This is a genomic window from Paraburkholderia sp. SECH2 (assembly GCF_030464795.1).
GTDB lineage: Bacteria > Pseudomonadota > Gammaproteobacteria > Burkholderiales > Burkholderiaceae > Paraburkholderia > Paraburkholderia aspalathi.
Window position 1 is genome coordinate 90,770 of the sequence record NZ_JALPRH010000014.1, and the last position, 22,878, is coordinate 113,647.

Annotated in this window: 21 protein-coding genes; 17 read left to right on the forward strand and 4 right to left on the reverse strand. The window is 62.1% G+C overall.

Going from position 1 to position 22,878, the window contains the following annotated elements:
• The first annotated feature begins 11 nt into the window (after positions 1 to 11).
• From M0D66_RS22490 to dapA, 4 genes are all read left to right on the forward strand, one after another.
• On the forward strand, positions 12 to 1,109 hold the full coding sequence (locus M0D66_RS22490; protein WP_266211624.1) for an ABC transporter substrate-binding protein: 1,098 nt from the start codon (positions 12 to 14) through the stop codon (positions 1,107 to 1,109).
• A 42-nt stretch (positions 1,110 to 1,151) separates the two neighbouring features.
• Positions 1,152 to 2,255, forward strand: coding sequence for an ABC transporter ATP-binding protein (locus M0D66_RS22495; protein ID WP_266211625.1), 1,104 nt, complete (start codon positions 1,152 to 1,154; stop codon positions 2,253 to 2,255).
• A gap of 147 nt (positions 2,256 to 2,402) precedes the next feature.
• Complete coding sequence (locus M0D66_RS22500) at positions 2,403 to 4,094, forward strand: ABC transporter permease subunit (protein WP_266211668.1); 1,692 nt, start codon at positions 2,403 to 2,405, stop codon at positions 4,092 to 4,094.
• A 26-nt stretch (positions 4,095 to 4,120) separates the two neighbouring features.
• The gene (gene dapA, locus M0D66_RS22505; RefSeq protein ID WP_266211626.1) at positions 4,121 to 5,026 is read left to right on the forward strand and encodes a 4-hydroxy-tetrahydrodipicolinate synthase; all 906 of its coding nucleotides are present in this window, start codon (positions 4,121 to 4,123) and stop codon (positions 5,024 to 5,026) included.
• Between the two features lie 38 nt (positions 5,027 to 5,064).
• Here dapA and M0D66_RS22510 read toward each other — a convergent pair whose 3' ends face one another.
• Entirely contained in the window at positions 5,065 to 5,898 is an 834-nt protein-coding gene (locus M0D66_RS22510; protein ID WP_093632411.1) for an IclR family transcriptional regulator, read from the reverse strand.
• Between the two features lie 113 nt (positions 5,899 to 6,011).
• Between M0D66_RS22510 and M0D66_RS22515 the strand changes: the two genes are divergently transcribed.
• Positions 6,012 to 7,151, forward strand: coding sequence for an alpha-hydroxy acid oxidase (locus M0D66_RS22515; protein WP_266211627.1), 1,140 nt, complete (start codon positions 6,012 to 6,014; stop codon positions 7,149 to 7,151).
• Positions 7,152 to 7,183: 32 nt separating this feature from the next.
• Here the strand turns inward: M0D66_RS22515 and M0D66_RS22520 are convergent, their stop codons facing one another.
• Positions 7,184 to 8,683: an MFS transporter gene (locus M0D66_RS22520; RefSeq protein ID WP_200618577.1), complete on the reverse strand. Its 1,500-nt coding sequence runs from the start codon at positions 8,681 to 8,683 to the stop codon at positions 7,184 to 7,186.
• 277 nt (positions 8,684 to 8,960) lie between these two features.
• Between M0D66_RS22520 and M0D66_RS22525 the strand changes: the two genes are divergently transcribed.
• The 6 genes from M0D66_RS22525 to M0D66_RS22550 all read left to right on the forward strand — a co-directional run bounded on the left by M0D66_RS22525 (position 8,961) and on the right by M0D66_RS22550 (position 15,194).
• Positions 8,961 to 10,028: an ABC transporter substrate-binding protein gene (locus M0D66_RS22525; RefSeq protein WP_093632408.1), complete on the forward strand. Its 1,068-nt coding sequence runs from the start codon at positions 8,961 to 8,963 to the stop codon at positions 10,026 to 10,028.
• 16 nt (positions 10,029 to 10,044) lie between these two features.
• Positions 10,045 to 10,899 (forward strand): ABC transporter permease, encoded by an 855-nt coding sequence (locus M0D66_RS22530; protein WP_200654044.1) that lies wholly within the window; start codon positions 10,045 to 10,047, stop codon positions 10,897 to 10,899.
• 48 nt (positions 10,900 to 10,947) lie between these two features.
• Positions 10,948 to 11,832, forward strand: coding sequence for an ABC transporter permease (locus M0D66_RS22535; protein WP_211701747.1), 885 nt, complete (start codon positions 10,948 to 10,950; stop codon positions 11,830 to 11,832).
• Between the two features lie 82 nt (positions 11,833 to 11,914).
• Positions 11,915 to 12,793 carry an ABC transporter ATP-binding protein gene (locus M0D66_RS22540; RefSeq protein WP_211701748.1) on the forward strand — a complete coding sequence of 293 codons (879 nt, stop codon included), beginning with the start codon at positions 11,915 to 11,917 and terminating at the stop codon, positions 12,791 to 12,793.
• Between the two features lie 44 nt (positions 12,794 to 12,837).
• Positions 12,838 to 14,214, forward strand: coding sequence for an LLM class flavin-dependent oxidoreductase (locus M0D66_RS22545; RefSeq protein WP_093632404.1), 1,377 nt, complete (start codon positions 12,838 to 12,840; stop codon positions 14,212 to 14,214).
• A gap of 32 nt (positions 14,215 to 14,246) precedes the next feature.
• Positions 14,247 to 15,194 (forward strand): TauD/TfdA family dioxygenase, encoded by a 948-nt coding sequence (locus M0D66_RS22550; protein WP_266211628.1) that lies wholly within the window; start codon positions 14,247 to 14,249, stop codon positions 15,192 to 15,194.
• A 146-nt stretch (positions 15,195 to 15,340) separates the two neighbouring features.
• On the opposite strand, the gene M0D66_RS22555 is transcribed toward M0D66_RS22550, so the two are convergent.
• Both M0D66_RS22555 and M0D66_RS22560 read right to left on the reverse strand, forming a co-directional pair.
• Positions 15,341 to 15,685, reverse strand: a complete 345-nt coding sequence (locus tag M0D66_RS22555; protein ID WP_266211629.1) for a DUF3088 domain-containing protein — start codon at positions 15,683 to 15,685, stop codon at positions 15,341 to 15,343.
• A 54-nt stretch (positions 15,686 to 15,739) separates the two neighbouring features.
• Positions 15,740 to 16,900: an acyl-CoA dehydrogenase family protein gene (locus tag M0D66_RS22560; protein WP_266211630.1), complete on the reverse strand. Its 1,161-nt coding sequence runs from the start codon at positions 16,898 to 16,900 to the stop codon at positions 15,740 to 15,742.
• A 347-nt stretch (positions 16,901 to 17,247) separates the two neighbouring features.
• Here M0D66_RS22560 and M0D66_RS22565 point away from each other — a divergent pair, with 347 nt between their 5' ends.
• The 6 genes from M0D66_RS22565 (at position 17,248) to M0D66_RS22590 (ending at position 22,826) form a co-directional block, all read left to right on the forward strand.
• Entirely contained in the window at positions 17,248 to 17,538 is a 291-nt protein-coding gene (locus M0D66_RS22565; protein WP_007177123.1) for a co-chaperone GroES, read from the forward strand.
• Positions 17,539 to 17,556: 18 nt separating this feature from the next.
• Complete coding sequence (groL, locus tag M0D66_RS22570) at positions 17,557 to 19,197, forward strand: chaperonin GroEL (protein WP_093632401.1); 1,641 nt, start codon at positions 17,557 to 17,559, stop codon at positions 19,195 to 19,197.
• A 388-nt stretch (positions 19,198 to 19,585) separates the two neighbouring features.
• Complete coding sequence (locus M0D66_RS22575; RefSeq protein ID WP_211701753.1) at positions 19,586 to 20,431, forward strand: transporter substrate-binding domain-containing protein; 846 nt, start codon at positions 19,586 to 19,588, stop codon at positions 20,429 to 20,431.
• Positions 20,428 to 21,189 carry an amino acid ABC transporter permease gene (locus M0D66_RS22580; protein WP_266211631.1) on the forward strand — a complete coding sequence of 254 codons (762 nt, stop codon included), beginning with the start codon at positions 20,428 to 20,430 and terminating at the stop codon, positions 21,187 to 21,189. The genes M0D66_RS22575 and M0D66_RS22580 overlap by 4 nt, the downstream gene beginning before the upstream one ends.
• Positions 21,179 to 21,985 carry an amino acid ABC transporter permease gene (locus M0D66_RS22585; protein WP_093632397.1) on the forward strand — a complete coding sequence of 269 codons (807 nt, stop codon included), beginning with the start codon at positions 21,179 to 21,181 and terminating at the stop codon, positions 21,983 to 21,985. Before M0D66_RS22580 ends, M0D66_RS22585 begins: the two co-directional genes overlap by 11 nt.
• The gene (locus M0D66_RS22590) at positions 21,972 to 22,826 is read left to right on the forward strand and encodes an amino acid ABC transporter ATP-binding protein (protein ID WP_093632395.1); all 855 of its coding nucleotides are present in this window, start codon (positions 21,972 to 21,974) and stop codon (positions 22,824 to 22,826) included. Before M0D66_RS22585 ends, M0D66_RS22590 begins: the two co-directional genes overlap by 14 nt.
• The last annotated feature ends 52 nt before the right edge of the window (positions 22,827 to 22,878 follow it).

Sequence of the window (22,878 nt, forward strand, 5' to 3'; positions counted from 1 at the left end):
CTGGAGTCGTCATGAAAAAGCAGCCCACACGCGATCAGATTCAACAACCCGGCCGCCGCACGGCCATCAAGGCGGCGCTGGCAGGCACGGCAGCGGTCGCGTTCCCGTTCGTCTGGACGCCGTCGCGCGCGGCCAGCAAACGGATCGTGATTCGTGACGACGGTGGCATCTATACGAAGGCCTACGGCGCGGTGTTCTACCGGCCGTTCACGGAGAAGACCGGCATCGAAGTGGTCGGCGTGCAGGCGAACGCCGAACCGACCGCGCTGATCAAGAGCATGGTCGACACCGGCAGCTATACCTGGGACATGGCGAAGATCAGCCAGCCGGCCATTCTTCTGCTGACCGGCGGCGGCAAGGAATACCTCGAAAAACACGGGCTGGAATCCGATCCGGTGATCGCGAAGATCCCGAAGCAATACATGTCGCCGTATGGCGTGGGCACCAACATTTACACCACCGTTCTTGCGTATCGCACGGACGCGTTCAAGGGCCGCAAGGCACCGAGCTCATGGGCCGACATGTGGAACGTGAAGGACTTCCCGGGCCGCCGCGGTCTGCGCAAGTATCCGTTCGACACAATGGAACAAGCCTTGATGGCCGACGGCGTAGCGACCGGCCAGGTCTATCCCTGCAACATGGACCGCGGCTTCGCGAGCCTCTCCAAGATTGCGAAGCACGTCGACGTCTGGTGGACCACCGGCGCACAGGTCGAACAGATGCTCGGTTCGGGCGAAGTGGACATGATCAGCACGTGGATCTCGCGCGCGCAAGCAGCAATTGCCAGTGGGGCGCCGGTCGGCATCGTCTGGAACCAGAACATTTGGGGCGTCGACAACTGGTCGATCCTGAAGGGCTCGCCGAACACCGATGCCTGCCGCGAATTCATCAAATTCGCCGCCGATCCGAAACGCCAGGCCGCGTTGGTCGACTATTTCCCGGCGGGTCTAACGCAACCCGAAGCATTCAACTTCATCAAGCCGGAGATCGCGAAAAACTGCCCAACCTATCCGCAGAACATGGCCAACGGCCTGCATATCGATGCGAAGTACTGGCAGGAAAACCAGAGCGTCGCACTCGAGCGCTTCAATCGCTGGATCCTGACGTAAGCGCGCCGCCACTCCCTGTCACCTTTCACGGAGGCCGATTCCATGTCTGCTTCGAATCTTCAGATCGCGGGACTCAGCAAACGCTACGGCGATTTCGTCGCGCTCGCGCCGACCAGCCTCGACGTCGCCGAGGGCGAGTTCCTGACCTTGCTCGGACCGAGCGGCTCTGGCAAGACCACCCTGCTCAGCCTGATCGCCGGCCTCGCCCTGCCGGATGAAGGACAGATTCGCATCAACGGCGTGGACGTGACGTACGGCGCGCCGTACGAACGCGACATCGGTATGGTGTTTCAGAACTACGCGCTGTTTCCGCACATGACAGTCGCGCAGAACATCGCGTTTCCGCTGCAGATGCGCAAGACGGACGCAAAGGCCACGCAAGACAAGGTCATGCAAGCGCTGGAGATGGTGCATCTGCCGCACGTGGCACAACGCTATCCACGCGAGCTATCCGGCGGCCAGCAGCAGCGGATCGCGCTCGCGCGCTGCATGGTCTACCGGCCCTCGATCATTCTGATGGACGAACCGCTCGGCGCGCTCGACAAGAAACTGCGCGATCACATGCAGCTCGAGATCAAGCGCATCCATCGCGAACTCGGCACGACGATCGTCTACGTGACGCACGATCAGGAAGAAGCGATGACGATGTCGGACCGCATCTGCCTGATGAACGCGGGTTCGATCGCTCAACTCGGCACGCCGGCCGATCTGTATTTCCGGCCCAACAGCGTGTTCGTCGCGGACTTTCTCGGCGAGTCGAATCTGCTCGACGCGGTCGTCACGGGCCGGGCCGGCGATCAGGTGCAGATCAGCGTGCAAGGCGTCGCGAAAGGCGAAGCGATGGCCTACGACCCGGTGATCGCCAACGGCAAGCCGGTCAAGCTGATGCTGCGTCCGCAAAATCTGCGCGTGCACGACAGTGCGGGCGCGAACTCAGACTCCGGCAACGGCGGCAGCCTGTCCGCGAAACTCACCGACATCATGGTGACCGGTAGCATGACCAAGCTCTATCTCGAGCCGCATACCGCCAATGCCGCGCCGCTCGTGGCCGCCTTCCCCACCAACCGTTTCGGCAGCCAGTACGAAGTCGGGCAAACGCTCGGCCTGTCGTGGCTCGCCGCCGACGCCGTTGCGATCGCGGGGTAAGCGATGAATCATTCCGCTTTGAGCGCGCGCCCGTCCCAGCCCGCGGGACCGGCACAGCCCATTCAGCCCGCGCCGCGCCGGCCCACCTGGCGCACGTGGCTGCGGCCCGGCGCGAAAGGCGCGCCGCTCGTCGTGCTGCTGCTCGTGATGCTGGTCTATCCGGTCGGCCAGTTGTTGATGCTCAGCATTCACAACGACACCGGCTTCACGCTGATCGAATACAAGCGGCTCTTCGCATCGTCCGTGTATGTGGACGTATTGCTGATCACGCTGAAAGTGTCGCTATGGACCACGTTCTTCTCGGTGCTGACCGGCTATCCGATCGCCTATCTGATCTCGTCGGCAACGCGTGCACGCAAGAACCGCCTGCTGTTCTGGGTGCTGCTGTCGTTCTGGACCAGCTTTCTCGTGCGCACGTTTGCATGGGTCGTGCTGCTCGGGCGCAACGGAGTCATCAATCAACTGCTGCTCAAGCTCGGCATCATCGACGAACCGCTGAGCCTGCTCTATCACTTTTCCAGCGTGATCGTCGGCATGGTGCATGCGCTGATGCCGCTCGCGGTGCTGACCATGCTGTCGGTCATGGAGAACATCGACCGCCGCCTGCCGCGCGCCGCGGCGACGCTCGGCGCGCGTCCCGGCACCGTGTTCTGGAAGGTGTATTTCCCGCTGTCGTTGCCGGGTGTCGCGGCTGGCGCCCTGATGGTGTTCGTCACCGCGATCGGCTTCTTCATCACGCCGACGCTGCTGGGCGGCCGTCATCAAACGATGATCACGCAACTGATCATCGATCAGGTCATGCAGGCGCTGAACTGGGGCTTTGCCGGCGCGATTTCGGTGCTGCTGCTTGCGGTGGTGCTAATCGTCTTCCTGGTGTACGACCGCATGGTCGGCCTCTCGACCATGGCGGGCGAAAGCGCGGGCGCGAAAGGCTCACGTGCGAGTGGCTGGAGCCGCAAGCTCGGCGACCTGATTCTGACCGCGCTCGGTAATGCGACGGACGCCTTGCTCGCCGTCATGCCCCGCTCACGCAAAGGCCGCAAACGCAGCATGTCCGGCAGCGGCGAAAGCCTGACGCTGCGGGTGATCGTGTTCCTGCTGCTGGTGTTTCTCAGCTCGCCGGCCTTCCTGATGATCCCGCTGTCGTTCGATTCGGCTTCCGGGCTGGCGTGGCCGCCGCACGGATTTTCGCTGCAATGGTATCGGCAGATCGTCGATTCGCCGCTGTGGATGCAGGCGATCACGCGCTCGATGCTTGTGGGTATCGGCACCGGTTTGCTGTCGATGCTGATCGGCACGCCCGCCGCGTTCCTGCTGGTGCGCGGCGGCATGCGCGGCAAGGCGGCCATGCTGGCGTTCGTGCTCTCGCCGATCGTCGTGCCGCGCATGATCATCGCGGTCGGCATCTTCTACTTCTTCGCGAAGATTGGTCTGGTCGGATCGTCACTCGGCCTGGTGCTGGCCCATACGACAGTCGCCGTGCCCTACGTCGTGATCACGATGATGGCCGTGCTGCGCAACTATGACACCCGCCTCGATCTCGCCGCCCAGAGCATGGGCGCGCGTCCGTGGGCCACCCTGCGCCGCGTCACGTTCCCGATTCTCGGCGCGGGTTTAATGTCGTCGTTCCTATTCGCCTTCGCGACCTCGTTCGATGAACTGACCATCGCCCTCTTCACCTCGGGCGGTCTGAGTACGACCTTGCCCAAGCAGTTCTGGGACGAAATCACGATGCAGATCTCGCCGGTCATCGCGGCCGTTTCGACCTGCCTCTTCATCTTTATCGCCGCGCTCATCTGGGTCGCGGACCGTTTGCGCCGGCGCAGCCTCACCGCCTGAACCCCATTCATTCACCGAGACTCTTTATGCTTTCAGCACAACAATTACGCGGCGTTCTGCCGGCCATTCCGACACCGGTCAACGCCGACGACACGATCGACAGCGGCGCGGCTCGCACGTTGATGCGCTATCTGCTCAAGCAGGGCGTGGACGGCGTCGTGCCGCTCGGCGGTACGGGCGAATACGGCGCGCTGGCACGGGCCGAACGCATCCGCATGGCCGGTATCGCCGCCGAGGAAGCGGCGGGCAGCATCCCTGTCATCGCTGGCGTGCTCGATCCGGGCTATCACGACGCCATGCAGGCAGGCAAGGAATTCGCTGCAGCGGGTGCGGACGGCTTGCTGGTGATCACGCCCTACTACACGAATCCGACCCAGGCAGGCATTCGCGACTACTTCCTGCGTTACGCCGACGAATCGCCACTGCCGATCCTGATCTATGAGATTCCGTATCGCACGCGCATTTCGATCGCGCCCGAAGTGCTGCACGAACTCTCGAAGCACGAGCGGATCATCGGTATGAAGGCGTGCAATACCGACATGTGGCACTTCCTGCGCACTGTCGCCGGCGTCGACGAGTCGTTCTCCGTGTTGAGCGGCGAAGACACGTTGTTTCCGCTGCATGTCGCGGCGGGCGCGCGTGGCGGCATCGTGGTGACAGCGAGCCTGTTGCCGAGCGCGTGGCGCAAGATCTATCAGCTCGCGGCCGACGGAAAAACGCGGGAAGCGCTCGCTCTGCACCGCTCGCTAATTCCGTTGATGAACCTGGCGTTTGCCGAAACCAATCCCGGTCCGATGAAATCGGTGATGGATCTGATCGGCGTGCATGCGCCGACGATGCTCGCGCCGCTGGTCCAGGCGGCGCCGGAGTTGTCGGCGAATTTGCGAATCGAACTGGAAAAGCAGCTCGATACTTTCGAGCGGCCGCTGTGACCGCTTAGTGAGCGCCTAGTTGAGCGCCTAGTGACGGCTCAACGCTGATAGCCCGTGAGCCGCGACTTCGAAATCGACGTTGCGGCCACCTGCACGTGTTGCGCGAGTTCGGCTTCCACTTTCTCACGCGACCAGCGCGAGGTCGGCACCGAGATATTGATCGCGGCGACACCCATGCCGCCGTGATCCGTCACCGGCGCGGCAACGGAAATATCGCCGAGCACGGTTTCGTTCTCGATCACCGCATAACCGCGCCGGGCGACTTTGCGCACCCGCTCGAGCAGTTTGTCGGGATTGGTTTCGGTGTAGTGCGTGAGCGGTTCGAGGCGCGTTTGCGCGAGGATCTCGCGCACGCGGTCGTCGGATAGACGCGAGAGGATCGCGATGCCGGCGGCAGTGAACATGGCCGGCAAACGCGCACCGACCACGATGTCGATATTCACCAAATGCTGGCCCGGAAACCGCGCGACGAACACGATCTCGTGACCGTCGAGCTCCAGCAGATTGGTGGTCTCGCCAAGGCGCCGGCTGATGTCGAGCAGATACGGCGAGGCCTTGTCGATGAGCTCGTTGGCGCGCACGTAGTTGTAGGAGAACTGCAGCACTTTCGTCGTGAGACCGTAGTTGCGCGTGTCGGGAACACGGTATAGATAACCGAGCGCTTCCAGCGTATGCACGAGACGCTGCGTCGCGCTGCGGTCGAGGCCGGACGTCCTCGCGATATCGACGAGCGTCATGTGACGGTTCGGACCGTCGAACGCATGCAAGACCTGAAACGCTTTCGCGGTCGAGCCGACGAACAGCGACGAGCGCGTCGGCTCCGGTTCAGCCGCCTTAATCTTGCGGGCTGTGCCTCTGGCGTGTTCTGACATGGTGGTAGCGCGGCCTTAAAACGGATCGTCAAGACAGATCGAATAGCAGTTATCTCGATTGTAATGCGATTGAATCGGACAACCGCAGCAAATTTGAAGTCTGTGGAGCATTCATGCTTTCATGCGTAGCTGATTACCGGATCGCCGCCCAGAAACGTCTGCCGCGCCTCGCCTTCGACTATCTCGACGGCGGCGCGGAGGACGGCGACGCCTTGCGCCGCAATGCCGAGGCTTACCGCCAGTGGCTCTTCAAACCGCGCGTGCTAACCGACGTGTCGCGCTGCTCGAGCGCCACGCAGTTTTTCGGACGGGAGGCGGCCGCGCCGTTGATCGTCGGGCCGACTGGTTTGAACGGTCTGTTCTGGCCGCGTGCCGACGAACTGCTCGCCCACGCCGCGAGCGAAGCGGGCTTGCCCTTCGTTCTGTCGACAGCGTCCACCTCCCTGCTCGAAGACGTGCGCGCCGCCGCGCCGCGTGGCGACCTGTGGATGCAACTTTATGTACAGCAGGACCGCGGTATTGCCGAGGACCTGATGCGGCGCGCGAGCGCGGCCGGCTTTTCCACGCTTGTCCTGACGGTCGACGTGCCGGTCCATGGCAAACGCGATCACGACACGCGCAACGGCTTCGCGTTGCCCTTGCGACTATCGCCGCGGCTCATTGCCGATTGCATCCGCCATCCGCACTGGTGCTGGCAGATGGCGCGCCATGGTTCGCCGCAATTGAAAAACATCGCAGAGAGCGTCGGCGAACGGGCCGATCTGGCGCGTCACGCCGCCATGCTCAGCCGGCAGATGGACTTGACACTCGGCTGGGCAGATCTCGAATGGGTCCGGCGGCACTGGAGCGGCAAGCTGATCGTGAAAGGCATTCAGGGGCGCGACGACGCATTGCTGGCGCTCGCACGCGGAACGGATGGGATCGTGCTATCGAACCACGGCGGACGGCAATTGGACAGCACGTTCGCGCCGCTCGAACTATTGCCGGAAATCGCCGACGCCGTAGGTCACCGTCTCGACGTGTTCGTCGACGGCGGCGTGCGGCGCGGCAGCGATGCGTTGAAAGCGGTCTCGCTGGGCGCGCGCGGCGTCTTGCTCGGGCGTGCGCCGCTTTACGGTCTCGCGTCGCGCGGCGGCGCCGGTGTCAAGGAGGTACTGGCCTTGATGATGCAGGAGATGCATATCGCCATGCGCCTGCTGGGATGTAGCGCGCTCACTCAGCTGCGACCGGGCCTGGTCGAGCGCGCCGCGTGATTGTTGAAGGGCGTTGAAGAACGTTGAATACGCTACGCCAGCGCCGCGTTTGCTTTGGCCGGCGGCTCCGCGTAGTCCTCAGCATCGATGTCATAGCCCGATGGCTCCCAGCGAATCGCCAGCAGCACGAGCAACGAAGTCAACGGCGCAATCGCGATCAGCCAGAAAACCTTCGTACCGAACGCAGCGGCCAGAACCGGGAATAGGAACAACGAAACCGTCGACGCGGAACGCACCAAGGTCTGATTGAAACCGACGCCGATTCCGCGCAGCGAGGTCGGGTAGCTCAGCGACGCATAGGTCATCGAGTGGGAGCCAGGTCCGAAACCTTGCCCGAATAGATAGCCGCCGAGCAACAGGATCGCAAGCACCACGAGCGCGCCACTGCCCGGTTTGCCGATCAGCGCGAGCCCGATCAGCGAAGCGAACTGCAACGAGTGCCCGAGCACGGTCATCTTCCACGCACCGACGGTCGGCGCGGTGCGCACTCCGATCAGTCCACCCACGAACGCAAATGCCAGGTTCAGCGCGAGCGCCGCGATGATCGTCGTAAGCGGCCCCTGATGAAAGAAGCTGGTGATGATCACCGGCAAGCCGAAAATAATCGCGTTGTAGCCAAACGAAGATGCACTGCCGATCACCGCGGCAAGAATCGTGCGGCGCCGGTAAGTCGCATTGAACAGTACCCCGTAGTTACGCCAGGACGCCGCACGCGGTGCTTTGATCGGTGTCGCGCTTCGTTCAACCACTGCGTCGACGCCGTAGGAGCGCTTCAGAATGCGCGCCGCCTCTTCGAGATCGCCCTGGTTCGCTGCCCAAACAGGCGATTCGCTGATATAGCGGCTGCGCACGAGAATAATCACAATGGCCGGTACCGCACCGAACGCGAGCGTCAGACGCCATAGCCAGCCAAGCTGATGCTCCGGCAGAATCGCGTACAGCCCGAGAATCAGCAGATAGCAGGTGCTCGTGGCTGCGTACCATGCGGGGCACCACGCGGCGACACTCGCCGCCTTGTTGCCCTTGCCCGCCACCCGCGAGAACTCGGCGAGAAACGCCATCGCCACGGGCAGATCGAGCCCTACGCCGAAGCCCATCAGAAAGCGTGCCCCGCCGAGCACCCACGCATTCGGCGCAAGACCGGCCGCAATCGCCGCCACCACGAAGAACAGCATATCGGCCATAAACACGCGATAACGGCCTATGCGATCAGTCAGATACCCGCCGAACAGTGCGCCGAGAATCGCGCCAAACGTGATCGCCGACGAGACAAATCCCACCTGAACCGGCGACAGTGAAAACTGGCGCGCGATGTCCTTGATCCCGTAAGCAAGCGACGTCAGGTCGTAAGCATCGAGAAAGACTCCACCCAGGGCGATCGCAATCACGATGCGTGCGTTACTGCCCTTTGCAGCGCCTGCGTTGACGATGCGCGAAACATCTTGCGCACTACGGATGACAGTAGGAGACGCTGTGTTAGCCGCAGGCGCCTGCGGCTCGGCGACGGTCGATGGAAAAGCAACAGTGGACATGATCTCGCGTTCGCATGAATGGCTGAAGCGTCGAATGGTAGCCACGCAATCCATGCCAGCAAAACGACGAATTTAACTATGCAAATCGGGAATCACGCACTTGCACCGCGCCAGTGCCGCACGGACCCTTTCAGGCAACGTGGTTCGAACTACTGCAGATTTTCTTATCAGCAATGATTGGTTGGATTCGAGCGCACACGAATCTAACGTGTATTGCCAGCTCTCTGCCCATCTGAGCATTTGCACTCCATTTCCTTCCATCGATCGGTATCGCCGAATGCGCTATTTTCGTCTGCTGAAATCTTTTGTTGCCGTGGCGGCCCTGTCGCTTGCCACGGGTCATGCCTACGCTGACAAACCCGCTGTGATCCGGATCGGCGTCGCGCAGCAGGGCACGGGCGATCCACCTACCTTTGGCGGATCACCAGCGGCGACGGTGCAATTGCAGCAGTCGCTCGAAAAGGAATTCGCCGCCGACGGCATCAAGGTCGAATGGCTCTTCTTCAAAGGCGCCGGCCCCGCCGTGAATGAAGCGATCGCCGACAAGTCACTCGACTTCGCCTTTCAGGGAGATCTGCCTGCAGTACTCGCCCGCGCCAACGGCCTGAAGACTCACCTCCTGATCGCCTCGGGCGTGCGTACCGGCATCAAGATCGCCGTGCCCCCGGATTCGGACGTGCGTTCGATCAAAGACCTCAAAGGCCGCCGCGTATCGATTTTTCGTGGCACCAATCTGCAACTGGTCGCCGACAACGCGCTCGCCGCCAATCAGCTCGAAGAGCGCGACCTGCGTGTGATCAATCTCGACACCGCTAGCTCGCTCGCCGCGCTGGCGTCCAAGGGGATCGACGCGTCGGTCAACGACTATCACCTGTACAAACTGCGCGACCAGGGTCTCGCGAAAATCATCTACGAATCGCAGAACGACGGGCCGCAATTCACGCGTCAATCGCATCTGCTGGTACTCGACGATTTCGATAACGCGCATCCGGATGTCGTGCAACGCGTCGTCAACGTGTTCGTTCAAGGCGCGCAATGGTCGTCGGATGAAGCGAACCGCGATGCGCTCTTCAAGCTGTGGGCAAAAAGCGGGGTGCCCTACTCCTCATGGCAGGCCGAGTTCGCGAATCAAAGCCTGAAAGACCGCAATTCGCCGTTGATCGATCCGTTCATCGTCGCGCGTTATAAAGCGGTCGCGGCGGATGCGCTGAAACTCAAACTGATCCGGCAACCCGTCCAGGTCGACGGCTGGTTCGAGACGAAGTATCTCGACAATGCGCTGCGCACGCAAAAACTCGACCACTACTGGACGCGCTACGACGCTGCCGGCAAGCCGCTCAGCTAAAACGGGAGCGATCACGATGAGCGAAACCGCATTTCCGGTCGATAGCGAACGGCTCGGCCACGCTGATGAAGCGCAGCGCGCGCCGCTCTATCGCAATGCGCGCTTGCGCGCCCTCGCCTGGCATCTCGCGCCGTGGGTATTGCCAGTCGTCCTGCTCGCCTTATGGGCGACCGGTTGCGAGCGCGGCTGGATCGCGCCGCAGATTTTGCCGCCACCCGAGCGGGTGTTCGACACCTTTGTCGAACTGGCGAGAAGCGGCGATCTCGCAAGCAACACGCTCATCAGTCTCCAGCGCGTGCTGCTCGGCTTCGCTGCGGGCACCCTGGTCGGCTTTGTGCTCGGCGCGGCGCTCGGTCTGTCGCGTACCTTCGAAGCCTATGTGCTACCCAGCTTCAATGCGTTGGTGCAGATTCCAGTGCTCGGCTGGCTGCCGTTTCTGCTGCTGCTCGTCGGTGTCGGCGAGCCGCTCAAATACATCCTGATCGCGCATGCCGCGCTTGTTCCCGTGACGTTGAGCACGCTGCAAGGATTCCGCCAGACACCCGCTTCGCTCGATGAAGTCGCGCGCGTCTTCGAATACAAGCACTGGCAACGGATCGTCTATCTCGTGCTGCCCGCTGCCGTGCCGACGCTCGCCACCGGCGTGCGGCTCGCGTTCACCAAAGCGTGGCTCGCACTGGTGGTCGTCGAACTGGTGGCGTCTTCGGAAGGGCTCGGCTATCTGATCGTCTACGGGCGGCAACTGTTCCAGCTCGACCTGGTGATGGCTTCGGTCGTCGTGGTCGGCGCCATCGGTTACGCGATGAATCGTTCGCTCGACGCGCTCGAAGCGCGTTTGCGGCGCGGTCAACCGTCGGCGTTTCGCGAGTGATGGTCATGGCGCCGATTGCCGCCACGCACCGTATATGAGGTATCCACGATGAGTCTTGCTCTCTTCAAGCGGCCAGCCGGATTAAAACAGTCGGCCGATGCGTCCTGCGACTGCGGCAGTAACGTGCCCGCCTCCTTCCAGCGCGCGGCGCGACCGCGCCGGTCCCTGCTCTCACGCGTCGACTGGCGCGGCGCCGTCTTACCCATCGTCGCCATTGCGATCTGGTGGGCGATCTCGGAAGCGCACGTCGTCAAGAGCGGCTTGCTGGTCAGCCCCGCGCAGGTGCTGGCCACCGCCTGGCAGCAAATCGTCAGCGGCGCGCTTTTCAAGGCCCTCTCCGCCTCACTCGTGCGTGAAGCAAGCGGTTTCGTGATCGGCACGCTAGGTGGCCTGTTGCTCGGCAGCGCGCTCGGCTTCTCGCGGCTTGCCACGCGCATGATTGGCCCGAGCTTCGACACGTTCAAACAGATCTCCCTGTTTGCGTGGATTCCGCTGATTTCCGTGTGGTTCGGTCTCGGCGATGCAGCGAAAGTCGTGTTCCTCTCGCTCGCGGCGTTGCTGCCGGTCGCCGCACACACGTGCGACGGCATTCACGCTGTGCCGCGCGCCTACATCGAAGTCGCGCGCGCATTTCGCTATTCGCGCTGGCAATTGATCCGCGCTGTCATTCTGCCGGCCGCATTGCCGTCAATCTTCACCGGCCTCTATCTCGCGCTGATCTATTCGTGGCTTGCCACGCTTGGCGCGGAATATCTGCTGGTGGCAGGCAGCGGGATCGGCAACACGCTGATCGACGGCAGCGAGCAGTTCCGCATGGATCTGGTGCTGTTCGGCGTGATCGTGGTCGGCGTGACCGGTTGGGCGTTGAACGCGCTGGCGCGCGCGGTGGAACGGGCGATCTTTGCACGCCGTTCGCAGGTGGCCGCTCGATAAGCACGCAGCCGATATTCACCGGCTATGCGCTGAATTTGCACTGGGTTTGCACTGAATACAGATTACAGATCAAGGTCCGCACATGACTTCTTCCACGCTTTCCGACAGCATCGACATTCTTCACGTCAGCAAGCGCTATACGCAACAAGGCGGCACATCGCTCGCGGTGCTCGACGACATCAGCCTGCGGGTGCGCCCCGGCGAATTCGTCAGCGTGCTTGGTTCGAGCGGTTGCGGCAAGTCGACCTTGTTGCGGCTGATCGCGGGACTAGACAGCGATTACAGCGGCGATATTGTCGTTGCCGGAGACAAGGTGCGCGATACGTCGCTCGAACGCGGCATCGTGTTTCAGGATCACCGCCTGTTTCCTTGGCTCACGGCATCGCAAAACATTCTCGCCGCGTTGCGTAACGCGCCGCTGTCGGCACGGGAAAAGCGGGATGCGGTCGCGCAGCACATCGCGCTGGTCGGCCTGAACGGCTTCGAGAATGCGTATCCCCATCAGTTGTCGGGCGGCATGGCGCAGCGTGTGGCGATCGCACGCGGCCTCGTGAACCGTCCACGCGTGCTGCTGCTCGACGAGCCATTCGGCGCGCTCGATGCGCTCACGCGCGGCCGCCTGCAGAACGAATTGCAACGCATCTGGGAACACGAACGCATCACGATGATTCTCGTTACACACGACGTCGACGAAGCGCTCTACCTCGGTGACCGCGTCGTTACGATGGCGCCACGGCCGGGCCGCATCAAACGGATCGTCGATGTCGCGCTGCCGCGTCCGCGCGAGCGTAACGATCCCCGCTTCATTCGTTTGCGCGACGAAGTGCTGGCCGACTTCGCCGAGCACGACGCTGAGCACGACGCCGCGCGCCGCGAACCTCACGACGGCGATACGCCACACGGCGGCACGCGCATTCCAGTAGCGAATCCATCGATCACCGAATGGCGACTCGCCTGGTAACACCCGCGGCCCCCCATACACACAAACCCTTCGCGGAGACAACGATGAGCGGCGAAAATCGCCAGAAGCGACAGATCAAACTGGGCGCCTTCCTGATGGAGACGGGCCACCATATCGCCGCGTGGCGGCACCCGGATGCACTCGCGAGCGGCGGACTCGACTTCGCGCACTACGCGGAACTGGCGCAGATCGCCGAACGCGCCAAATTCGACACGATATTTTTCGCCGACAGCGTCAGCGTGCGCGACACGAATCTACCCTCGCTATCTCGTACCGCACGTGCCGATCACTTCGAACCGTTGACTCTACTGTCCGCGCTTTCTGTCGTGACGAAACACGTAGGCCTGATCGCCACGGTCTCCACCACATTCAACGAGCCGTACAACCTCGCGCGCAAATTCGCGTCGCTCGATCATCTGAGCGGCGGACGCTCGGGTTGGAATCTCGTGACGTCGAGCACCGAATCCGAGGCGCTCAACTTCAGTTTCGAACGCCACCCGGAGCACGCGGTCCGCTATGAACGCGCGCGCGAGTTCTACGATGTGGTGGCCGGCCTATGGGATAGCTGGGAAGACGATGCGTTTATCCGCGACAAGGAAAGCGGCGTCTATTTCGATCCGGACAAGCTGCACGTGCTCGGTCATAAAGGCAAGCATTTCAAAGTGCGCGGGCCGTTGAACGTCGCGCGTTCGCCGCAGGGGTGGCCAGTCGTCGTGCAGGCCGGCGCATCGGAAGCGGGACGTGAGCTCGCGGCGCAAACCGCAGAGGTGATCTTCGTCGCGCATCAGACACTCGATGAAGCGCAGTCGTTCTATCGCGACGTCAAAGGCCGCCTCGCGAAATACGGCCGCTCGCCGGATCACCTGAAGATCATGCCGGGCATTTTTCCGATTGTCGGCCGTACGCAGGAAGAAGCGGACGCGAAGTTCGCCGCGCTGCAGGACCTGATTCATCCGACGGTCGGTCTGTCGCTGTTGTCGAACATGTCGGGCGGCGTGGACCTTTCCCAGTATCCCGTCGACGGGCCCCTCCCCGAGTTGCCGGAAACCAATGGTGGCAAGAGCCGTCAACGCCTGCTGTTCGATCTCGCGCGGCGCGAAAACCTGACGATCCGCGATCTGTACCTGCGCATTGCCGGCGCGCGCGGCCATCAGCAGGTGGTCGGCACGCCGCAGAGCATCGCGGACCAGTTGCAACAGTGGTTCGAAGAAGAAGGCGCCGATGGCTTCAACATCATGTCGCCGTGGCTGCCGGGCGGCTTGACGGAATTCGCCGAACTGGTGGTGCCGGAATTGCAGCGGCGTGGACTTTTCCGCACCGAATACGAGGGCCGCACGCTACGCGAGAACCTCGGACTCCCGCGACCTGCAAACCGCTATACCACCGAGACAAAACAGGTGCCCGCCGTAGCGGGATATTGACGCAACACGTTCTCTTTCGCGAGGAGCCTCCCATGAGCGCAGCCGCATTGCAGGAAGTACAGTCAATTCAGGTCAATCCGCTTTCCGCGCATATCGGCGCTGAAATTCACGGTGTCGATCTCAAGCAGAAACTGGATGCGCGTCAGATCGCGGATATTCGCGCGGCGCTTCTTAAATGGCGCGTCGTGTTCTTTCGCGAGCAGTTTCTGACGCATGAGCAGCATATTGCTTTCTCCACGCAGTTTGGTGAGTTGACTTTGGGGCATCCGGTGTTCGGCCATGTCGACGGTCATCCGGAAATCTATTCGATCTCGAAGTACCGCAAGGCGACCCGTTTCGAGGGTCAAACGCTGCAGCGGCCTTGGACTGGTTGGCACACGGATGTGACGGCCGCGGTCAATCCACCCTGGGCGTCGATCCTGCGCGGCGTGACCATTCCGCCGTACGGCGGCGATACCCAGTGGACCAATCTGGTGGCCGCGTATCAGAAGCTGTCCGCGCCGTTGCGCACGTTTGTCGATGGGCTGCGCGGGCTGCACCGCTTTACGCCACCAGCCGGCGCGAGTGGAACGGAAGCGTTTGTCAAAGCCGTCGAACAACGCATTCTCGTTACCGAGCATCCGCTCGTCAGAGTGCATCCGGAAACGGGCGAGCGGGCACTCTATGTGAGCCCGAGTTTCCTGAAGTCGATTGTCGGCGTGACGCCACGCGAAAGCCAGGTGCTGCTCGAACTGCTCTGGGAACATGTGACGCGGCCCGAATTCACCGTGCGCTTCAAATGGGAGGCCGGCAGCGTCGCGTTCTGGGACAACCGCGCGACGGCTCACCTCGCCCCTACGGATATTTTCGATCTCGACTTCGACCGGCAGTTGTATCGCACGACGTTGGTGGGTGATGTGCCGGTTGGCCCGGACGGTGCTCAGTCTGTCGCGATCGAAGGCTCGCCGGTGAGCGCCGCTGCTGCGGTCGCGTTGAACTGAAGCTCACTGTGAATCATTCAACTCTGGCTGCGCGCTCGTCTGCGTCGACGACGCGCAGCTGAGTTTTTCGATTGTCAGTCGGGCCTCAATTTGTTCGGTGAGCGCGTACTGCTATCGCTACGCGAAGCCGACCTCAAGCCGCTGCGTCAATGCACCTTAGGAAAACCGTGACGCTGCGCGAGCAGGTCGAGGATCCGGCGCGTATCGGTTACGAAGCGCTTCTCGCCCAGCGTCTGGGCATCTGCCGGCGCAGGCTGTTCGTCGCCGAAAATCAAAACTGGCAGACTCTGGTGCTCAGCGTCGAGCGCGTCCACGACCGCCGCGCGCGGACGTGGAAACGGCAAGCGGCGAATATCCAGGCGTGCGTTGAGCGCAGGATCGCTCGCGAGCAGACCTTCGATAGGCGCGCCATCAGGACAGATGAAGCGCTCGCCGGGGTGGTTCGGATCGGTGAAGCCCGGCTCCAACAGCAATAACAGATCTCGGCTCATGGCATTCAATCAATGGAAGATGGGTGAAAGGATCGTGGCGTTTTTTCCAGCGTTTCAGAAAACCCGCCCCTCAGTCAGATGCGTGGTCACGCCGTTCAACTCGTAATCGCCAATCACGCGAGCTTTATGCAGCAACGGGTTGTGGCTGAAGATGGTGCGCAGATTGCGCCAGTGACGGTCGAAGTTGTGCGCTCGCCCAGTGGCCGATGCTCCGCCGATTTCAAACAGACGCTCGCCCGCATAGAGGGCCAGCTTGCTGACCACCAGTTGCGTTTTGGCGGTAGCCAAGGACCCTTCCAGCACGAGTTCTTCCGCATTGGCTGCGCCGCTACGGATTGCATTTGCCGAACGGTCCAGCGTGCGTGCGTTTTGCGCGACCAGCGCGTCGATGGATAGACTATGCGCCGCGAGATCGCCCACCACCTGTTGCACGAAACCGTCCTCGCGTGCCGAGGGCGCCGGGCTATGCAGCACCGGGCGACCGTATTGCGTCACGTAGCGCCGCGCATCCGCGAGAATGTTGCGCACGATACCCGCCGCGACCGTGACCAGATGCAATTGCCGCACCGCGCTGCCATGGCGGCCCGCAAGACTCGTATAGCCGCGCGTTGCGATTTCATGGGCAAATACCTGCACGTTGTCGAGCACGAGACTGCCGCTCGCCGTCATGCGTTGACCCATCCCGTCCCAATCGTCGAGCACTTGCAGGCCTTCACGTGAGACCGGGATAACGATTGATACCTTCTCGTCGTTTTCATCCTGCACGTTGATACGCGCGTAGTCGGAGAACGCCGTGCCGGTCGAGTAATATTTTTTGCCCGTTACGCGAAAATGCTCACCGTCGCGCACCAGCTTGGTGACGATTTCGCCGGGCCTGGATGTGCCGAGCTCCGTTGACGCACCTCCAAAGATCGCCCCTTCCCGTACACGCTCGATCTGCGTGTCGTTGAAGGCGGAGCGCGGCGACAGCACCAACTGCTCGGTCAGATCGAAATGAATCCGCAATGCGTGCGCGACATTCGACTCTTCCGCAGCCAGCGTGGCGATCACATGGAAGAGATCTTCCAGCGAACCGCCGAGGCCGCCCCACTCGACCGGAAAACGGAGCACGCCGAGCCCCGATTCGCGAAACAATGCGAAGCGGTCGAACGGCAACTCGCGCCGCACCTCGCGTTGCGCGGCATCTTCGCCGATCGCTTTAGCGAGCGCCGGCAACGCGCTGAGCGCCGCCTAAAGCCGTGCACGTGCTGTGCTTTCCTGAGAGACCTGCATGCCGTCATTCCTTGTATAAGCGCACGGATCAGGCTTGATCCGGCTGATTGTCCTGTGAGCGTGTATCGGCGTCCCAATGGGACGTGCCGATTCGACGGATCAGTATAGGGACGCGGCCCACCTTGCAAAACCAGCGAATCGAGCTATTGATATGCGCGTTTCTGAAATGCCATTCGCCGATAAGGATCGATGAATCCGTTATTGGAGCGTCGCGCGGCATCTTTCTATACTCGATTCCGGTCAGCACTCACCAGCGACGAGTGCCAAATTTCAATCGCGGAAGTCGAACCATGAGCCTACGTCCCTTGCATGACCGCTTGATCGTCAAGCGCCTCGACCAGGAAACCAAAACTGCTTCAGGCATCGTCATTCCGGAAAGCGCCGCCGAAAAGCCAGACCAGGGCGAAGTGATCGCCATTGGGCCGGGCAAGCGCGATAGCGACGGCAAACGCATCGAGCCCGACCTGAAAGTCGGCGAGCGCGTGCTGTTCGGCAAGTACGCCGGCCAGTCGGTCAAAGTCGACGGCAACGAACTGCTCGTGCTGCGCGAAGAAGATGTCGTCGCAGTCGTCACGCAATAACGAACGGAGCATCAAACCATGGCAGCAAAAGAAATTATTTTTAGTGACGTCGCCCGCTCGAAACTCGTAGAAGGCGTCAACATTCTGGCCAACGCGGTCAAGGTCACGCTCGGTCCGAAGGGCCGCAATGTCGTGCTGGAACGCAGCTTCGGCTCGCCGGTGGTGACGAAAGACGGCGTCTCGGTCGCCAAGGAAATCGAATTGCCGGACCGCGTGCAGAACATCGGCGCGCAACTCGTGAAGGAAGTCGCCTCGCGCACCAGCGACGCCGCCGGCGACGGCACCACCACCGCAACCGTGCTCGCACAAGCCATCGTGCGTGAAGGTCAGAAATATGTCGCGGCAGGTCTCAACCCGTTGGACCTGAAACGCGGCATCGACAAAGCGGTGATCGCCGCGATCGACGAGCTGAAGAAGATCAGCAAGCCGACCACGACCAGCAAGGAAATCGCTCAGGTCGCAACGATCTCGGCCAACGGCGAAGAGTCGATCGGCCAGCGTATCGCCGAAGCGATCGACCGGGTCGGCAAGGAAGGCGTCATTACCGTGGAAGACGGCAAGTCGCTCGACGATGAACTCGACGTGGTGGAAGGTCTGCAATTCGATCGTGGCTACCTGTCGCCGTATTTCATCAACGATCAGGACAAGCAGGTTGCCGTGCTCGATAACCCGTTCGTGCTGCTGCACGACAAGAAGGTGTCGAATATCCGCGATCTGCTGCCGATTCTGGAGCAGGTCGCCAAAGCCGGCCGCCCGCTTCTGATCATCGCGGAAGACGTGGAAGGCGAAGCGCTGGCTACGCTCGTGGTCAACAACATTCGCGGCATTCTGAAGACCGTCGCGGTCAAGGCGCCGGGCTTCGGCGACCGCCGCAAGGCCCTGCTCGAAGACATCGCGATTCTGACCGGCGGTCAGGTGATCGCTGAAGAGACCGGCCTGACGCTCGAGAAAGCGACACTGGCGGAACTCGGTCAAGCCAAACGCATCGAGGTGGGCAAGGAGAACACCACGGTTATCGACGGCGCCGGCGACAGCAAGAACATCGAAGCGCGTGTGAAGCAGATCCGCACACAGATCGAGGAAGCAAGCTCCGACTACGACCGCGAAAAACTGCAGGAACGTGTGGCGAAGCTGGCGGGCGGCGTGGCGGTCATCAAGGTGGGCGGCGCGACCGAGATCGAGGTCAAGGAAAAGAAAGACCGTGTCGACGACGCGCTGCACGCCACGCGCGCTGCGGTCGAAGAAGGTATCGTGCCGGGCGGCGGTGTTGCGCTGATCCGCGTGAAGCAGGCCATCAGCGGACTCAGAGGCGTGAACGCCGATCAGGATGCGGGCATCAAGATCGTGCTGCGCGCGCTGGAAGAACCGCTGCGCCAGATCGTGACGAACGCCGGTGAAGAAGCCAGCGTGGTGGTCGCGAAAGTGGCCGAAGGTACGGGCAACTTCGGCTACAACGCACAGACCGGCCAATACGGCGACCTCGTGGAATCGGGCGTGCTCGATCCGACCAAGGTCACGCGCACGGCGCTGCAAAACGCGGCCTCGGTTGCGGGTCTGCTGTTGACCACCGACGCCACCGTTCATGAAGCACCGAAAGATGCGCCGGCAGCCGGCCAGCCGGGCGGTCCGGGCGCAGGTGGGCCGGGACTGGATTTCTGATTCAGAAGAGCATCAACGCGCTAGCCGCACAAACACGCCGGCATGCTTTCCAAAAGCATGCCGGCGTGCCGCAACAGGCAGCAAACGTATCAGCCGGATATAGCGCGGTACACACAACCGGTGGATCGCCGGTCAAATTAGCCCGTCAAATCCGCCACAACATCCATTTCTCCGTTTCAACGACGCTCGCGTCTGCATAAATGCGCGAATCAGATAACGGTATGAAAAATCCTTGGTTCTTTCCGGCGTCACACATGCCGAGAATAGGCAGTCCCGAATCGCGTCCTGTATTTCTCCTCCGGCGAGTCCTGGTGGCCTCATAGCAACGAAGTCACGCCGATCGGCCGGAGCGATATCAGGATCCAACCTGACTTCCGCCTACTCTTTCATGTTCAGCCGACCGACCCGCCCCACCCTCCAGCGCGCCTTGCGCGCCGTGACGCTTTTCGCAGCATTGGGCGCCAGTGCCGCCCACGCCGATACGACACTCGATCGGATTCATCAGCGGCACAAGATCGTCATCGGCGTGATCCTGTCCGGGCCGCCGTTCGGTTCGCTGGACCCGGCCACACAGAAACCGCTCGGCTTTAATATCGATCTCGCGAACGACGTCGCGAAACGACTCGGCGTCGACGTGGAATTGACGCCGGTCCAGCCGTCGAACCGCGTGCAGTTCCTGCAGCAAGGCAAGGTCGATGCCCTGATCGCCAACATGGAAGTCACCAAGGAGCGTGCGGAGCTCTTCTCCTATCCGCCAACCCCGTTTGAGGAAATCGGCGGTGCGCTGATTACCCGCAAGGATAGCGGCATCAAGACCTGGAACGATGTGCGCGGCAAGCCCGTGTGCGTCTCGCAGGGCAGCAACTATACGAAGCCGCTTGCCGAAGAATATGGCGCACAGGTGAAGGCATTTCGCGGCCAGCCGGAGTCGCTGCTCGCGCTGCGCGGTAATAACTGCGTCGCCGCGGTTCACGTTGCCCCTACGTTGCGCCTGCTCGTAGCGCGCAATCCGGACTGGAAGGACTACACGATTCCCGTATCGAACGAGCTGATTCCGTCGCCGTCTGTGATCTGGGTTCGCAAGGGTGAAACGGATACGCAGAGCGCGCTTGAGAAAATCGTGCAGGACTGGCATCGCAGCGGCTGGCTGATCGACGTCGAGCACAAGAACGGCATGCAGCCCTCGCAGGCCGTGCTCGATCTGCATACGAAGTACAAGGCGCAAGGTGCATGAGCGAGTCGACGCAAGTGCTCTCGCACGCCGCAACTAGCGTGGTCGATGCGATCGGCAGGATCGGGCTGAACTACAGTTTCGTGCTCGCGCCTGATGAACTCGCGTCGTTCCTGCACGGCATGCTGGTCACGCTGGAACTCTCGCTCGTGACGGTGCTCGGCAGTCTGGGCGCCGGCGTGGCGTTGGCGGCGTTACTCACCTCACAGCGTCCGGCGCTCGCGCGCCCCGCTCGCGTGTTCGTCGAGATCACGCGCAATACGCCGACGCTCGTGCAGCTGTTCTGCGCCTTTCTGGTGATCAACATGCTGCTCAGCGAGGCACTGCGCAATCTGGGCGGCAATCCGCTGACGCCGTTCATCTGGAGCGCGATCGTCATTTCGCTGCACAAGGGCGCGTTTCATGCCGAAGCCCTGCGCGCCGGTATCGAAGCGGTGCCGCGCACCACACTCGAAGCGGCCCAGTCGCTCGGGTTCAGCCGCCGTCAGCGCCTTTGGAGCGTGCAGTTGCCGCTCGCGCTGCGCTATGCACTCCCCGCGCTCGTCAACAACATGGTCGACCTGGTGAAGATGACCACGGTTGCCTCCGCAATCGCCGTCGGCGACATCACGTATGCATCGATCATGATCTGGACGCAGCGCGACAACGTGCTCGAGTTGATGATCCTGATCCTGCTGTTCTTCGGCGCACTGACCTTTGCGATCAATCGCGCGGGACGCTGGCTCGAAGTTCGTCTGAGGATGCCCGGCTATGGCCACTGAATCCATCACCGTGCCCGCGCGGGACGGACGCTACCGTTCCCTCTTTGCGTTTGCCAGCGTAGTCGGCGTCGCCGCGCTGCTGGCGCTCGCTGAACACGAGATCGCACATGGTCCGAGCTATCCCGCACTCGCCGCCCTCATCACGTGGGCACCGGCGCTCGGCAAATCTTTGTGGGTCAACATCGAAATCAGCCTGCTTGCCGTCGCGCTCGGCACACTCGCCGGTCTTGCGCTCGGCCCCTTGCTGCTGTCGCCGATCCGGGGCGTCCGGCTGATTGTTCGCGGCTATGTGCAGGTGTTTCGAAACGCCCCCCTGCTCGTGCTGATCTATTTTTCGACCTACGTATTCCCATTCGAAATCGCGCTCGGGCAACACGTCGTGCCGTTTCCCGACTGGTTCAAGGTCACGCTCGGTCTCGCGCTGCCTGCCAGCGCCAACTTCGCCGAGATCTTCCGCGGCGCAATCCAGTCGATTCCTCATGCACAGTGGGATGCGGCACGTTCGCTTGCGTTCAGCCGAAGCCAGGTGTTCCGTTGGATCATCCTGCCGCAATGCGTGAAGCGGATGCTGCCGCCGTGGATGAACCTGTACGCGAGCATCACGATGGCGACCGCGCTCGCTTCGCTGGTGGGTGTGCACGATTTGCTGGACACCGCGCAGGTGGCGAGCAATACCGTGGCGCGCGCGGATTTCACGGTCCTCGTCTATTTCACCGTGCTCGGCCTGTTCTTCGCTTACTGCTACCCGATCGCGCGCTTCACCCGTCTTCTTGAGAAACGCTATGCTTTCAGCTGATGTCTCGCTCGCTCCCGCAGCCGCTGCGGGTCCGCGCCCTCTGGTCCGCTTGCGCGACGTGCATCTGTCATTCGGCGCGACGCCGGTGCTCAAGGGCATCGACCTCGACGTGTTCCGCGGCCAGGCCGTGTCGATCATAGGACCATCCGGGTCGGGCAAGTCGACGATTTTGCGCTGCATTACGGGGCTATTGCGTCCCCAGTACGGCGAGATCGAAGTCGACGGCACCCGCGTCGATCAGCTCGCCTCTGAACGCGACGAGATCGAACTACGCAAGCGCGTCGGCTTCGTGTTCCAGCAATACAACCTGTTTCCGCATCTGAGCGTACTGGACAATCTGCTTGTCGCGCCGGTGCGCATCCTCGGGCGCGACAAAGCCGATGCCACTCGCACCGCTTACGATCTGCTGAAGAAGGTGCGTCTCGAGAACAAGGCGCATGCGTATCCGGGTGAACTGTCGGGCGGTCAGCAACAGCGCGTGGCGATTGCACGCGCGCTCGCGATGCAGCCGGATCTGATTCTCTTCGACGAGGTAACCTCGGCACTGGACCCGGAGACCGTGGGCGAAGTGCTGACCGTGATCCGCGATCTGGTGAGGGACGGCATGACCTGCGTGCTCGTCACGCACGAGATGCGCTTTGCCGAGGAAGTGAGCGATGCGGTGTATTTCACCGAGGCCGGTGTGATTGTCGAACACGGTCCGGCTAACGCGCTGTTCCGCGCGCCGGTCAGTCCGCGTACGCGTGAGTTTCTGGCGCATACGCCGTCCGCGCCGGAGACTGCACACGCGGCGGCGCCCCGCACACCGTTGGCACTGGATCTGCGTCACTTCGCGATTTAGACGATCTCGAACGATCTGGACCTGCGAGTACGGCGCTGGTCGGGATGCAAGT

Bases quoted from the DNA above. Each gene is read 5' to 3' on its own strand.
- M0D66_RS22520 (WP_200618577.1), bottom strand. From the start codon at position 8,683: ATGTCCACTGTTGCTTTTCCATCGACCGTCGCCGAGCCGCAGGCGCCT.
- M0D66_RS22510 (WP_093632411.1), bottom strand. From the start codon at position 5,898: ATGTCAGAACACGCCAGAGGCACAGCCCGCAAGATTAAGGCGGCTGAA.
- M0D66_RS22580 (WP_266211631.1), top strand. From the start codon at position 20,428: ATGAGCGAGTCGACGCAAGTGCTCTCGCACGCCGCAACTAGCGTGGTC.
- M0D66_RS22565 (WP_007177123.1), top strand. From the start codon at position 17,248: ATGAGCCTACGTCCCTTGCATGACCGCTTGATCGTCAAGCGCCTCGAC.
- M0D66_RS22495 (WP_266211625.1), top strand. From the start codon at position 1,152: ATGTCTGCTTCGAATCTTCAGATCGCGGGACTCAGCAAACGCTACGGC.
- M0D66_RS22550 (WP_266211628.1), top strand. From the start codon at position 14,247: ATGAGCGCAGCCGCATTGCAGGAAGTACAGTCAATTCAGGTCAATCCG.
- M0D66_RS22500 (WP_266211668.1), top strand. From the start codon at position 2,403: ATGCTGGTCTATCCGGTCGGCCAGTTGTTGATGCTCAGCATTCACAAC.
- M0D66_RS22530 (WP_200654044.1), top strand. From the start codon at position 10,045: ATGAGCGAAACCGCATTTCCGGTCGATAGCGAACGGCTCGGCCACGCT.
- groL (WP_093632401.1), top strand. From the start codon at position 17,557: ATGGCAGCAAAAGAAATTATTTTTAGTGACGTCGCCCGCTCGAAACTC.
- M0D66_RS22555 (WP_266211629.1), bottom strand. From the start codon at position 15,685: ATGAGCCGAGATCTGTTATTGCTGTTGGAGCCGGGCTTCACCGATCCG.
- M0D66_RS22515 (WP_266211627.1), top strand. From the start codon at position 6,012: ATGCTTTCATGCGTAGCTGATTACCGGATCGCCGCCCAGAAACGTCTG.
- M0D66_RS22490 (WP_266211624.1), top strand. From the start codon at position 12: ATGAAAAAGCAGCCCACACGCGATCAGATTCAACAACCCGGCCGCCGC.
- M0D66_RS22585 (WP_093632397.1), top strand. From the start codon at position 21,179: ATGGCCACTGAATCCATCACCGTGCCCGCGCGGGACGGACGCTACCGT.
- dapA (WP_266211626.1), top strand. From the start codon at position 4,121: ATGCTTTCAGCACAACAATTACGCGGCGTTCTGCCGGCCATTCCGACA.
- M0D66_RS22575 (WP_211701753.1), top strand. From the start codon at position 19,586: ATGTTCAGCCGACCGACCCGCCCCACCCTCCAGCGCGCCTTGCGCGCC.
- M0D66_RS22540 (WP_211701748.1), top strand. From the start codon at position 11,915: ATGACTTCTTCCACGCTTTCCGACAGCATCGACATTCTTCACGTCAGC.
- M0D66_RS22545 (WP_093632404.1), top strand. From the start codon at position 12,838: ATGAGCGGCGAAAATCGCCAGAAGCGACAGATCAAACTGGGCGCCTTC.
- M0D66_RS22535 (WP_211701747.1), top strand. From the start codon at position 10,948: ATGAGTCTTGCTCTCTTCAAGCGGCCAGCCGGATTAAAACAGTCGGCC.
- M0D66_RS22525 (WP_093632408.1), top strand. From the start codon at position 8,961: ATGCGCTATTTTCGTCTGCTGAAATCTTTTGTTGCCGTGGCGGCCCTG.
- M0D66_RS22590 (WP_093632395.1), top strand. From the start codon at position 21,972: ATGCTTTCAGCTGATGTCTCGCTCGCTCCCGCAGCCGCTGCGGGTCCG.